General features: G+C 61.0%; 11 protein-coding genes. 9 read left to right on the top strand and 2 right to left on the bottom strand.

Annotated elements, in window-relative coordinates; genetic code table 11:
• Nucleotides 1-167 precede the first annotated feature (167 nt).
• Nucleotides 168-1,490: an outer membrane channel protein TolC gene (gene tolC, locus G5287_RS04925; protein ID WP_227341446.1), complete on the top strand. Its 1,323-nt coding sequence runs from the start codon at nt 168-170 to the stop codon at nt 1,488-1,490.
• Nucleotides 1,491-1,606: 116 nt separating this feature from the next.
• On the opposite strand, the gene hldE is transcribed toward tolC, so the two are convergent.
• A complete protein-coding gene (gene hldE, locus G5287_RS04920; protein WP_043849643.1) occupies nt 1,607-3,034 on the bottom strand; it encodes a bifunctional D-glycero-beta-D-manno-heptose-7-phosphate kinase/D-glycero-beta-D-manno-heptose 1-phosphate adenylyltransferase HldE in 1,428 nt (475 codons plus the stop codon).
• A gap of 229 nt (nt 3,035-3,263) precedes the next feature.
• On the opposite strand from hldE, the gene lpxL reads away from it, so the two are divergent.
• The 7 genes from lpxL (at nt 3,264) to G5287_RS04885 (ending at nt 11,436) form a co-directional block, all read left to right on the top strand.
• On the top strand, nt 3,264-4,187 hold the full coding sequence (lpxL, locus tag G5287_RS04915; protein WP_021231687.1) for an LpxL/LpxP family Kdo(2)-lipid IV(A) lauroyl/palmitoleoyl acyltransferase: 924 nt from the start codon (nt 3,264-3,266) through the stop codon (nt 4,185-4,187).
• Nucleotides 4,188-4,813: 626 nt separating this feature from the next.
• Entirely contained in the window at nt 4,814-6,736 is a 1,923-nt protein-coding gene (locus tag G5287_RS04910; RefSeq protein WP_421230962.1) for a PTS mannitol transporter subunit IICBA, read from the top strand.
• Nucleotides 6,737-6,773: 37 nt separating this feature from the next.
• A complete protein-coding gene (locus G5287_RS04905) occupies nt 6,774-7,919 on the top strand; it encodes a mannitol-1-phosphate 5-dehydrogenase (RefSeq protein ID WP_047436917.1) in 1,146 nt (381 codons plus the stop codon).
• Between the two features lie 133 nt (nt 7,920-8,052).
• Entirely contained in the window at nt 8,053-8,574 is a 522-nt protein-coding gene (locus G5287_RS04900; RefSeq protein WP_005335907.1) for an MltR family transcriptional regulator, read from the top strand.
• A gap of 190 nt (nt 8,575-8,764) precedes the next feature.
• On the top strand, nt 8,765-10,552 hold the full coding sequence (locus G5287_RS04895; RefSeq protein ID WP_421230961.1) for a cation:proton antiporter: 1,788 nt from the start codon (nt 8,765-8,767) through the stop codon (nt 10,550-10,552).
• On the top strand, nt 10,549-11,121 hold the full coding sequence (locus tag G5287_RS04890; RefSeq protein ID WP_421230960.1) for a DNA-J related domain-containing protein: 573 nt from the start codon (nt 10,549-10,551) through the stop codon (nt 11,119-11,121). The genes G5287_RS04895 and G5287_RS04890 overlap by 4 nt, the downstream gene beginning before the upstream one ends.
• Before the next feature lie 66 nt (nt 11,122-11,187).
• On the top strand, nt 11,188-11,436 hold the full coding sequence (locus G5287_RS04885) for a hypothetical protein (RefSeq protein WP_005343091.1): 249 nt from the start codon (nt 11,188-11,190) through the stop codon (nt 11,434-11,436).
• A gap of 160 nt (nt 11,437-11,596) precedes the next feature.
• On the opposite strand, the gene dmeF is transcribed toward G5287_RS04885, so the two are convergent.
• A complete protein-coding gene (dmeF, locus tag G5287_RS04880) occupies nt 11,597-12,574 on the bottom strand; it encodes a CDF family Co(II)/Ni(II) efflux transporter DmeF (protein ID WP_216979543.1) in 978 nt (325 codons plus the stop codon).
• A 71-nt stretch (nt 12,575-12,645) separates the two neighbouring features.
• Between dmeF and G5287_RS04875 the strand changes: the two genes are divergently transcribed.
• Complete coding sequence (locus G5287_RS04875) at nt 12,646-12,921, top strand: metal/formaldehyde-sensitive transcriptional repressor (protein ID WP_005343089.1); 276 nt, start codon at nt 12,646-12,648, stop codon at nt 12,919-12,921.
• The last annotated feature ends 161 nt before the right edge of the window (nt 12,922-13,082 follow it).

Below are 13,082 nucleotides of genomic sequence, written 5' to 3'. Positions count from 1 at the left end.
GGGAGAAAACTGCGTCCGGTTCTTGACGTTCCCGTCACCGGACCTGAGACTCTTAGCATTAAATTTTGCTTATAGTAGAGTGATTAAGCTGCAATCAAGCTTGGTCGGTGACAATATTTGCCTCTCCAGCAACCAGTTTGGGTTACTACATAAGGTTAAAACGATCTATGAAAAGAACACTTTTGTCAGTCATGGTGTTGCTGGGCGTCAGTGCCGGTGCCCATGCCGAAAACCTGCTCGACATCTACCAGCAAGCCCAGATCAAAGACCCGCAGTTGCTGCAGTCCAAAGCCGTTCGCGACCAGGCCTTCGAGAAGATCAACGAATCCCGTGCCCCTCTGCTGCCCCAGATCGATCTGGGTGCCGGGCTCAATTATCTGCAAAACAAGAACGATACCCAGAGCAATACCAACGCCAAGGGCGAGGTGACGCTGTCGCAATCCCTCTATCGTCGCAGTAACTGGGTCAATCTGGATATCAGCGAGAAGCAGGCCACCCAGTCAGATGTCGCCTACAACCTCGAGATCCAGAACCTGATGGTGCGCACCGCCAAAGCCTACTTTGATGTGCTCAAGGCGATGGATACCCTGGAGTTCGTCCGTGCCAACAAGGTTGCGGTAGAGCGTCAGCTGGAGCAAACCCAGCAGCGTTTCGAAGTGGGCCTGACCGCCATCACCGACGTCCATGAAGCAGAAGCCTCCCGTGACCAGGCGCTGGCCGACGAGATCAATGCAGAAAACTCGCTGGACAACAGCTACGAGACCCTGCGCGAGCTGACCGGTGTTGATCACCGCAATCTGGACGTGCTGAACACCGATCGTTTCAGCCCGCAAAAGACCGCCTTCGGCTCCGACAAGTGGCTGGAGCTGGCGCTGGACAAAAACCTGCAACTGCACAGTGCCCGCATCAGCAAGGACATTGCCAAGGAGCAGATCGATCTGGCCAAAACCGGCCATGAGCCGACGCTGGATCTGGGTGCCGGACTGCAAACCAGCAATACCGATTACAAGCTGGATAGTATTCAGAGCGGCGGCAATGACAATCAGGCCAATATCGGTCTGACCTTCAAGCTGCCCATCTACAGCGGTGGCGCCACCAGCTCCAAGGTGAAACAGGCTCAATACAACTACGTGGCGGCCAGCGAACTGCTGGAGAAGAACTTCCGCTCGGTGCAGAGCACAGTGCGCTCCTCCTACAACAACGTGAACGCCAGCATCGGCTCGGTGCGCGCCTACAGCCAGTCTGTAGTCTCCGCCGACAGCGCCCTGAAGGCGACCGAAGCCGGCTACGAAGTGGGTACCCGTACCATCGTCGACGTGCTGGACTCCACTCGCAAGCTGTATGAAGCCAAGCAGAAACTCTCCGAAGCCCGTTACAACTACATCCTCAATATCCTGAGCCTGAAACAGGCTGCCGGTATTCTGGAAGCGCAGGACCTGGTGGAAGTGAACCAGGGTCTGATGCCTGCCACGGCAAAAGCCAAAGGCTGATAGCCGTTATCGGACATGAAAAAGGCGACCGCAAGGTCGCCTTTTTGTTATCCGTATTTCTGCCGGTTTGCTACCGCCGATAGTGAGCCCCGCCAGATTGCGGGGCTAGCAGAACGTTAGCCGCGCTCGCGGATCGTCTTGATGATGTCGGTGGTGGAGCAGCCATCCTCGAAGTTGAGGACGCGGACCTCACCGCCGTTGGCAGTCACTTCGGCGTAACCGGCGATATCTTCCGGCTTGTAGTCGCCGCCCTTGACCAGCAGATCCGGCAGGATCTCGGCGATCAGGCGCTGCGGGGTATCCTCGGAGAAGGGCACAACCCAGTCCACCGCGCCCAGCGCAGCCAGTACGGCCATACGGCGCTCGGTCGGGTTGACCGGACGACCCGGCCCTTTCAGACGGCGAACCGACTCGTCGGTGTTGACCGCCACGATCAGGCGATCCCCCAGCTTGCCGGCGTTGGCCAGATAGGAGACATGGCCGGCATGCAGGATGTCGAAGCAACCGTTGGTCATCACTACCTTCTCGCCGCGCAGACGGGCGGCACGAACCGCCACTTTCAGCTGGGCTTCGGACATGACGCCGAAGCCGGTCTCCTGCTCGGTGTAGAGGGCATTGGCCAACTCGACCGGGCTGACGGTAGAGGTACCCAGCTTGCCGACCACGATACCGGCTGCGGTATTGGCCAGCGCACAGGCTTCGTCCAGGCTCTTGCCTGCCGCCAGCGAGGTAGCCAGAGTGGAGATGACGGTATCACCGGCACCGGTCACATCATAAACCTCGTGAGCCTGAGCCGGCAGATGCAGCTCCGGCTGACCTTCGCGGATCAGGGTCATGCCGTTCTCGGAACGGGTGACCAGCAGAGCATCCAGCTCGAAGCGTTTGACCAGATCCAGCCCCTTGGCGACCAGCTCCTCTTCGCTCTTCACCTTGCCCACCACGGCTTCGAATTCGGACATGTTGGGGGTCAGCAGGGTGGCGCCGCGGTACTTCTCGAAGTCGGTACCCTTGGGGTCGACCAGCACCGGAATACCGGCGGCTCGGGCGCGCTGGATCATGCCGGGCACGTCGTTGAGAGCACCCTTGCCGTAGTCGGAGAGGATCATCACGTCGCTATTCGGCAGCGCCTGCTCGACCTTGCTCATCAGCAGGGTGGCATCGACGGAGTGGAAGGGCTCTTCAAAGTCCAGACGCAGCAGCTGCTGGTTGCGGGACAGCACCCGCAGCTTGGTGATAGTCGGGAAGTCGGCCAGACGAACGAAATCACAGGCCACCTTGACGCCAGCCATCTGGCCAGCCAAGGCATCGGCTGCCTCGTCCTGACCGGTCAGGCCAAGCAGCACAGCGTGAGCGCCAAGTGCGGCGGAGTTGAGGGCCACGTTGGCCGCGCCACCCGGGCGCTCCTCAATGTGTTCAACCTTGACCACGGGCACCGGCGCCTCGGGGGAGATCCGGCCGGTGGGGCCATGCCAGTAACGGTCCAACATGACATCGCCAACGACCAGAACGCGGGCTTTTTCAAACTCGGGCAGGGTGATCTTCATCTGTATCGACTCTCAAAACCTGAAAAATCAGTCGCCGATTTTATCACACTCTTTTATTTGAGGGAGAAAAAGCAAACCTGCGGTTTCCATTTAAAGGAAACCGATAGTTAGGATTCCCGTAACACCAGTGAACCACAATCAGCCCCTCTGACCAGCACATAGCCATTCGCCCCCGCCCCCCCTTTTCGGCTAGAATCCCCCGATTGTGTTTGCGAATAAGAGATTAGCCATGGCCCACGACAACGCTCCCCGCCTCGAGCCCCGCCTGTTTCATCCCCGTTACTGGGCCAGCTGGTTCGGCCTCGGCCTGCTCTGGCTGCTGACCCTGCTGCCGTGGCGCAGCCAGATGTGGCTGGGCCGTCAGCTCGGTCGCCTCGCCGCCAGGATATTGAAGTCCCGGGTGAAGATTGCCCGTCGCAATCTGGAGCTGGCGATGCCCGAGCTGACCCGGGATGAGCGGGAGAAACTGCTCAAGGCAAACTTCGAGAGCGTGGGCTGTGCCGTGTTCGAGGTGGGGATCGCCTGGTTCTGGCCAGACTGGCGGATGCGCAACCTGATGAAAGTGGAAGGGGAAGAGCACGTCATCGCCGCCATGGAAAAAGGTCAGGGCATGCTGCTGCTCTCCTGCCACTTCCTGACGCTGGAACTCAACGCCCGCTGTTTCGGGCTGGTGCGCCCAGGGGTCGGGGTCTATCGCCCCAACACCAACCCGGTGCTGGAGTATGCCCAGTACCACGGTCGCTGCGCCTCCAACAAATATCTGGTGGACCGTATGGACGTGAAGGGGATGATCAAGGCGCTGCGCAACGGCGACGCCCTCTGGTACGCGCCGGATCACGACTACGGCAGCCACGCCAGCGTGTTCGTGCCCTACTTCGCGGTAGAGCAGGCCGCCACCATCACCGGCACCGCCACCTTGGCGCGGGTGAAGAACACCGTCACCCTGCCCTGCTACAACATCCGCACCAGCGAGGGTTACACCCTGCATATCGGGGCGCCGCTCGCCGACTACCCCAGCGGGGATGACATGGTTGATGCCGCCCGCGCCAACCGCGAGATTGAAGCCGCCGTGCGCAAGGCGCCGGAGCAGTACATGTGGCTCCATCGCCGCTTCAAGACCCGCCCCTCCCCCGAGGATGCCGGTTTCTACTAAACCGCAGCCCCGACAGGGGATAGCTCGTAAAAACCGACAAACCGCCTGCTGGCGGTTTGTTTTTATCTGCTGTCTGGCCTGCGCGGCAAGCAAGCGCCCCGAACATCTGCCGCTCGATAACATCCTGCATGTTGGCGCCCATTCCCACCAGCCAGCAGCAAAAGAGACCTCATCGCCGACCGTAAAAACTGAAAGCGGGTTACAAATTTATTGATTCATTGGTAAGCAATGGAGTGTTTCGATAGATCCATCGTCACTACCCGCTGATGAGTGACTGAGTGATTTGTCCCATTCGAATACAAAAATTGAATTTGTGATACAAATCACATTTGCACGAATGAACGGCAAAGCTGAATTGGTGATCTTAATCACAAAAAATGGTCATTCAAAACAGAAAAGATCGAAATGTAGCCGAATTACAGCATGGGTATGTGATGCTGATCACTGGTTATGGAGGGGGTATGGCTGGGTATCTGAGAGCTGGATCACAAGACACCCCGTTTTCAGCCTAATTTGATATCAAGCTGGTAGATTGAAGTTGCTTAGACGACCGGGATGGAGGTTCGGCAAAACCGGCCATCCCGACTACCACTTTTAATCAAACAGGCTTAAAACGGGGTCCCGACATGTTATCACCGGATACCAAAGTCAAGATACAGAATTTTGGACGCTTCCTGTCCAATATGGTCATGCCCAACATAGGCGCCTTTATCGCCTGGGGCTTTATCACCGCCCTCTTCATCCCCACCGGCTGGCTGCCCAATGAAACCTTGGCCAAGCTGGTCGGCCCCATGATCACCTACCTGCTGCCGCTGCTGATTGGCTACACCGGCGGCAAACTGATGGGCGGTGAGCGCGGCGGCGTGGTCGGTGCCATCACCACCATGGGCGTCATCGTGGGGACAGACATCCCCATGTTCATGGGCGCCATGATGGTCGGCCCGCTCGGTGGCTGGGCCATCAAGCGCTTCGACAAAGTGATGGAAGGGCGCGTCAAGAGCGGCTTCGAGATGCTGGTCAACAACTTCTCCGCTGGCCTCATCGGCATGCTGCTGGCGATCCTCGCCTTCTTCGTGATCGGCCCCTTCGTCAAGGTGCTCTCCGGCGTGCTGGCCGGTGGCGTCGGCTTCCTGGTGGAAAACCACATGCTGCCGCTCACCTCCATCTTCGTCGAACCGGCCAAGATCCTGTTCCTCAACAACGCCATCAACCACGGTATCTTCTCACCACTGGGGATCCAGCAGGCGACCGAGCACGGCAGCTCCATCTTCTTCCTGATTGAAGCGAACCCGGGCCCGGGCATGGGCGTGCTGCTGGCCTACATGGTGTTCGGTCGCGGCGCCGCCAAGCAGTCAGCTGCCGGGGCCTCCATCATTCACTTCTTCGGCGGCATCCACGAGATCTACTTCCCGTATGTGCTGATGAACCCGCGCCTCATTCTGGCTGTGATCGCCGGCGGCATGACCGGGGTCTTTACCCTGACCCTGTTCAACGCCGGTCTGGTCTCCCCCGCATCGCCGGGCTCCATCTTCGCTGTGCTGTTGATGACGCCGAAAGCCTCCCTGATCGGGGTCGCGCTCTCCATCATCAGCGCCACTCTGGTCTCCTTCCTGGTCGCCGCCGTGTTCGTTCGCGCCCAGCAGCCGGAAGCTGACGAGGCCGATGCCCTCGGTGAAGCCACTCGCAAGATGAAAGCCATGAAGGGCGGCAAGTCCGAAACCGCAGCGGCCAAGAAGCCGGGCGGCGAACTGATGGCGGTGCGCAATATCGTGGTCGCCTGCGATGCGGGCATGGGTTCCAGCGCGATGGGAGCCGGCATGCTGCGCAAGCGGGTACAGGCCGCTGGCCTCGATATCAGCGTCACCAACCGCGCCATCGATCAGCTCGACGATCAGGTGGACTGGGTCATCACCCACAAGGATTTGACCGAGCGGGCCCGTCGCCATGCGCCGAACGCTCACCATATCTCGCTCACCAACTTCCTTGACAACGGCCTCTATCAGGAGCTGGTACAGAGCCTGAGCCGCGCCGCCAACGATGACGTCGCCAACCCGCAACTGCTGGTGGCCGCCAACGACGACAGCTACGAGCCGCAGGCAGCCGAAGTCTTTACCCTGAGCCGTCATGACGTGCATCTGGGACTGAAAGCGGACAACAAGGAGGCCGCCATCCTGACCGCTGGCCGACTGCTGGCCGAGCGCGGCTACGTGGCCCCCGACTACGTCAACGCCATGCTGGAGCGCGAACAACTGGTCTCCACCTACCTCGGCGAGTCCATCGCCGTGCCCCATGGCACCATCGCCGCCAAGGAGTTTGTGAAACGTACCGGCATCGTCATCTGCCAGTACCCGGCCGGGGTCGCCTTTGGCGAGGCTGCCGATGAGGTAGCACGGCTGGTGATCGGCATCGCCGCCCGCAACGACGAACACATGCAGGTGATAACCCGCCTGACCAATGCACTGGATGAACCCGGTCTCATCGACCGGCTGGCCAGCACCACGGATCCCCAGGCCTTCCTGGATCTGCTGGGTGCCGAACAGGCTGCGTAATCATCTTTCATCGTCTTTGGTTCAAGAGGTTAATATCATGAAAACATTGCATTTTGGTGCTGGTAACATCGGTCGCGGCTTTATCGGCAAAGTGCTGGCGGATGCCAGCCATCAGGTCACCTTCGCCGACGTCAACGACACCCTGATCGACCAGCTCAACCACCGTCAGGAGTACAAGGTCCATGTAGTAGGGGCGGATCAGAAGCTGGACGTGGTGCGCAACGTGGCGGCGGTCAGTTCCGCCGGTCACGAGGTGATCGCCCGTATCATCACTGCCGATCTGGTCACCACGGCAGTAGGCCCCAACATTCTGGACAAGATTGCCAGCACCCTGGCCAAGGGGCTGCAAGCTCGCTTCGATGCCGGCAACCTGACACCACTCAACGTCATCGCCTGCGAAAACATGGTGCGCGGCACCAGCCACCTCAAGCGGGAGGTACTCAAGTACCTGCCGGTCGCGTATCATGCCACGCTCGAATCCTGCATCGGCTTCGTCGACTCGGCGGTGGATCGCATCGTGCCGCCCGCCGCGGCTGCCAACGATGACCCGCTGGAAGTGACGGTAGAGAGCTTCAGCGAGTGGATCGTCGACCAGACCCAGTTCAAGGGGGAACTGCCACAGGTGGCGGGCATGGAGCCCACCGACAACCTGATGGCCTTCGTCGAGCGCAAGCTGTTCACCCTCAACACCGGCCACATCGTCACCGCCTATCTCGGCAAGCTGCGGGGCTATCGCACAGTGCGCGAGGCGATCGAAGATCCGGTGATCCGCAGCAAGGTGCGCCGCGCCATGGAGGAGAGCGGTGCCGTGCTGGTGAAACGCTACGGCTTCGACCCGCGTCTGCACGCCGCCTACATCGAGAAGATCCTGGCCCGCTTCGCCAACCCCTATCTGGTGGACGAGATTGACCGGGTCGGTCGTCAGCCACTGCGCAAGCTGGCGGCGGGGGATCGACTGGTGAAGCCGCTGCTGGGCACCCTGGAGTACGGCCTGCCGAGCGATCAGTTGCAGGAAGGGATCGCCGCGGCGCTCCACTATCGCAATGCCGATGACCCGCAGGCAGTGGAGTTGCAAGCCCTGCTGGCGGAGCTTGGCCCGGCCAAAGCGCTGGCCCGCGTTACCGGACTGGATGAAGAGAGCGAGGTGGTTCGCGCCATCGTCGCCCGTTACGAAACCCTGTAATGACCCTGCTTGCGGCGCATTCAGCCACCACTGATAGCGCGCCAAGCGCTTGAATGGCAAGGGAATGTGCCCCATATGATAAAAACCGGGAGAGAGGCTGACTCTCTCCCTGTCAGCTGGACCCAATGCACCTATGACCACACACCAGGAAGATGAAGTACTGGAACGACTGAACGAGCAGGATGGCCCCCGCGGCTTCTTTCTCGAAGCCGTGACCATCCTGGAAGAGGCGGTCGACTCCCTGATGCGACGCGCGTTCCGTCAGGAGGAGTATGCCGTCAAATACGCCATCGAACCCCTGCTCAACCAGAGCGGCCCCCTCGGCCAGCTGGAGGTGCGCCTCAAGCTCATCTTCGCCCTCGGCCTCATCTCCCTTGAGCGCTATCAGGATATCGAAGCCTATATCAAGATCCGCGACTTTCTGGTGCGCGACCCCAAGGATTACCGCTTCAGCGACAAGCCGATCCGCGATCTGCTCGACCGCCTGCACGGGGTCAATCAGGGCGGCATGATGAAGCTGGAGCCCCCCGCCAGCGAAGAGGATTGGGCCTTCTACCAGATGCAGCTCAACCGGCTCGATCAGATGGTGCGCTCCGCACTGGTACTGGCGCTGGCCGATTGTGTCGGCGAGCTCCACAAGGAGAGCCCCATCTAATCCGGCCCCAAGGCCACCCCATCACCACGGTTGGCGTCTGGCTGGCGCCCTGCACACCACCGCCAGCCACCATGACGCCGACTGTCGCACATCTCCCCATCCCGGCCATGATGCTCGCTCCTTCGGGTGTCAATCTGACCAACTTAGCCACTACACTAGCTCCATACTCACTGCCTGAATCGAGGTCTGCATGATTGCCCTCTCTCTGGCCGGGATCGCCCTGGTCTCCGTACTGGCCCAATGGCTCGCCTGGTCGCTGCGGGTGCCCGCCATCTTGTTTCTGCTGCTCACCGGCCTGACTCTGGGCCCGGTCAGCGGACTGCTCGACCCCGATGCCCTGCTCGGGGATCTGCTGTTTCCGCTGGTCTCCCTGTCGGTGGCCATCATCCTGTTCGAGGGGGCGCTGACCCTCCATCTGGCCGAGCTCAAGGGGATCGGCAAGGTGGTGCGCAATCTCTGCTCCACCGGCATGCTGGTCAGCTTCGCCGTCATCGGCAGCGCCGGTTACTTCCTGCTGGGGCTGGACTGGCGGGTCGCCACCATGCTCGGCGCGGTACTGGTGGTAACGGGCCCGACGGTGATCGCCCCCATGCTCAACGTGATCCGCCCCACCCGGGAGGTGGACCGCATCCTGCGCTGGGAGGGGATCGTCATCGACCCTATCGGCGCCCTGTTTGCGGTGCTGGTGTTCGAGGCGGTCCGCCTCGGCAGTCAGGGAGATCTCATCAGCCATACCCTGCTGGCGCTGGGCAAGACAGTGCTGGTCGGTTCCCTGATCGGGGTGGCAGCAGGCTGGCTCACCACCCTGCTCATTCGCAAGGACTGGCTACCGGTCAGCCTGCACAAGTTCGGCGTGCTGGCGCTGGTGCTGCTCACCTTCAGCCTCTCCAACTGGCTGAGCCACGAGTCCGGTCTGCTGGCGGTGACCGTGTTCGGCATCTGGCTCGCCAATCAGGAGGGGCTGGATCTGGAGGAGGTGCTGGCGTTCAAGGAGGATCTCGCGGTCATCCTTATCTCCAGCCTGTTTATCCTGCTGGCAGCGCGCCTCGATCTGGCCCAGCTCTGGCAACTCGGCCCCATGGTGCTGGCGCTGCTCTGCGTGGTGCAATTCGTGGCGCGTCCGCTCTGTATTCTGGTCTCGACCTGGGGCTCGGATCTCTCCTGGCGAGCTCGCGCCCTGCTGAGCTGGATCGCCCCGCGTGGCATAGTCGCGGCGGCAGTCAGTGCCTCGTTTGCCATCAGCCTGCATCAGGCCGAGATCCCCGATGCCGACAAGCTGGTACCGCTGGTATTTGCGGTGATCATCTCCACCGTGGTGTTGCAGAGCCTCACCTCGGCACCGCTGGCCAGCCTGCTCAAGATGCGCCAGAGCGCCCCCAACACCTGGCTCATCATAGGGGCCAACTCGGTGGCGCGGGCCATTGGCAAGGCGCTGGCGGATCAGGGGGTGCCGGTACAGCTCTGCGATCCCGCCTGGGAGTTCTGCAAACAGGCGCGGATGAGCAACCTCCCCTGCTACTTCGGCAACCCCCAGTCGGAACATGCCGAGCTGCACCTGCCGCTTACCAGCATCAGTACCGTGCTGGCACTCTCCCCCAACCGCCACAACAACGCCCTCGGGGTGCTGCACTTTGCCCACCTCTACGGCGAGGAGCAGGTCTACTCCCTGCGATCCAGCGAGCAGCACGGCAAGGCCAACCGGGAGAGCGCCACCTTTCGCGCTCGCCAGAACCTGTTCGGCCCCGACATCAACTATGCCAAGCTGAGCAGCCTGCTGAGCCGGGGCGGCCAGATCAAGGCGACCCGCCTGAGCGAGACGTTCGACTGGGCCCAGTATCAGACCGCCAATCCCGGCGCCATCCCGCTGTTCATCATGGATGGCAAGGGCAAGCCCCAGATCGTTACCGGCCCTGTCACCCCGCAGGCGGGTGAGCTGCTGATCGCCCTGCAGCCACCCAGAGAGCAGGGTGCCGCATGAGCGAAGCCAACCACAATCCGCTGATCGCCCCTCTGCTGGTGCTATTGCAACAGGCGGCGGGCAGCTACAAGGTGCACGAGCTAATGGCCTCCCTGCGCCAGCAGGGGGCAATTCCGGTACTGGCTGACGATGAGCAACTACAGCTGTTTCGGGTCAACTTCCTGATCATGAACGCCCTCTACCAGTTGCAGGCCGAGCTCTGGCAAGAGGGATGGTGGCTGGTAATCAGCACCCTGGATATCCGGCTCGAACCGCTGGCCGGGAATCAGGAGGCCAACCACGGCTTTGCCCTTGGCGAAAATCTGCGTAGCTACTATCTCGACTGGCAGGTGTTCTGGCAGACCGACCGTGCCGAAGTTGAAGCCCTGCTCAACCGCTTCTGGCGCGCTTATGACGGTGAGGGGCACAAAGCCGAGGCGCTGGCCCTGTTCGGGTTGAATGAGGGGGCGAGTCAGGAGGCGATCCGCCGCCGCTGGCGGGAGCTGGCATTGCAGCACCATCCAGATCGGGGTGGCAATGCCGAGACCTTTATCCGCATCCGCTGGGCCTGGGAGGTCCTGCGGGGATGATCCGGTTGCCGTCCGCACAAAGAGAGGCATAGACTGGAGCTGAATCCCCCTTCACAGGAGAGCATCATGACAGTCAGTGAACTTCGCAAGCTCTATCAACAACAGATCCTGCAAGAGGCCGAAATACTCCACGACGTGGCCATCCCCGGCTGGATCATCGAATTCAGAGGCAATGATGGCGCTCTCTACGAGCTGACCGATACCCTCGGCTGCCCGGTCAGTTTCGATACGGTCGAACAGGCCCGCGATCATGTGCATCTGGTAGCTGACTGCCCGATGCAGGTAGAACACCTCTATCGCTTCTTCGAACGTTAACTCAAACCGTCACATCTCACCCCTAGCCCCGGTGAGGCTTGTACCAGGCACATAGTCAGCACGTGCCTGCCACAGGCCTCCCCAGAAAAAACTGCTTCGATTTACTCGTGTTGCAGAGTACAAGTTGCACGCTATCTGGCATAGACAGCCATAAATCTGGCTATGGAGTGGCTATCTCTATGGTCACATGGACCAGCTCTTCATGTATCGCCAACCGCGCGCGGATCTCGCTGGCGGAGACAGGCGCAGTCATCAGCAGGGAGAGCACGCAGGCATACTGCTGCTGGCCCACCCGCCAGACGTGCAGATCGCGGATCTCGGCATCCGGCAGGTCGGCAATCACCTCACGGATCTCACCCACCAACGGGGTATCCATCTCGGCATCCAGCAGCACCCGACCGGAGTCGCGCAGCAGACCCCAGGCCCACACCGCCACCAGTACGGCCCCCACTATGCCCATCAGGGGATCCAGCCAGTCGGCCCCCCACAGCATGCCCCCCACCAGTGCCAGGATCGCCAGCACGGAAGTGGCCGCATCCGCCAGCACGTGGATATAGGCGGCACGCAGGTTGAGATCCTGATGGCCGTGGTGATCGTCATGGTCATGATGATCGTGGTCGTGATGCCCATGATGGTGGTCATGCCCATGATGGTGGTCATGCCCATGGCCGTGGTGATGATGGCCGTGATCATCCTTGAGCAGCCAGGCACAGGCCAGATTCACCAGCAGCCCCACCAGCGCGATGGCGATCGCCTGTTGATAGTGGATCGGGCTGGGATCGAGCAGCCTGAACACCGACTCGAACAGCATCAGCCCGGCCACCCCCACCAGCAGGAGAGCGCTGGTGAAGCCACCCAGCACCTCGATCTTCCAGGTGCCGAAGCTGAATCTGTGGTCGCGGGCAAAGTGGCGGGCGGCGCGGTAGGCCAGCACCGAGAGGCCGAGCGCCAGCGCGTGGGAACTCATGTGCCAGCCATCGGCCAGCAGCGCCATGGAGTTGTAGAACCAGCCGCCGCCGATCTCCGCCACCATCATGATGACGGTCAGCAGCACGGCCCAGCGAGTCTTCTGTTCGGCCAGCGGATTCCCTTCGTGGACGACGGGTTGGTGGCAGTGGGATGAGGCAAGGGATGACATGGATTTCTCCTGAGGACGACAATGCAATATACTATACCCCAGTATATTTTTATTGATCGAGAGGATCCTGCATGTCACACACCATTCACGGTAAAAAGAAGCTGCTGGCACGGGTACGTCGCATCAAGGGACAGGCCGGTGCGCTGGAGCACGCGCTGGAGCAGGAGAGCGACTGCGCCGCCATTTTGCAGCAGATCGCGGCCATTCGCGGTGCCGTCAACGGCCTGATGCTGGAGGTGCTGGAAGGGCACATGCGTGAGCATCTGGGTGCCGAAGAGGCGACCCCGGCCGAGCGGCTGGAAGATCTGGATCAAGTAGTGCGGGTATTGCGATCCTATCTGAAGTAGGACCGGTGAATGAGGCTGCGGGCGACCCCGCATCATTCCGTTTACGGCTGTGTGGCGTCTGCCCGCCAGCCCCCGTCCCTTTCGGGCTTGAGCCACCGCCAGCTTTGCGCCATGATGTCCAGCCCGGCTGACCGCCGGTTTTACTGGACAGTCAATTTCAA

The sequence above is a fragment of the Aeromonas sp. 603079 genome, from assembly GCF_049172135.1.
Classification (GTDB): domain Bacteria; phylum Pseudomonadota; class Gammaproteobacteria; order Enterobacterales; family Aeromonadaceae; genus Aeromonas; species Aeromonas veronii.
The sequence above is the reverse complement of the archived record's forward strand: the minus strand, read 5'-3'. Positions and strand labels throughout refer to the sequence as shown.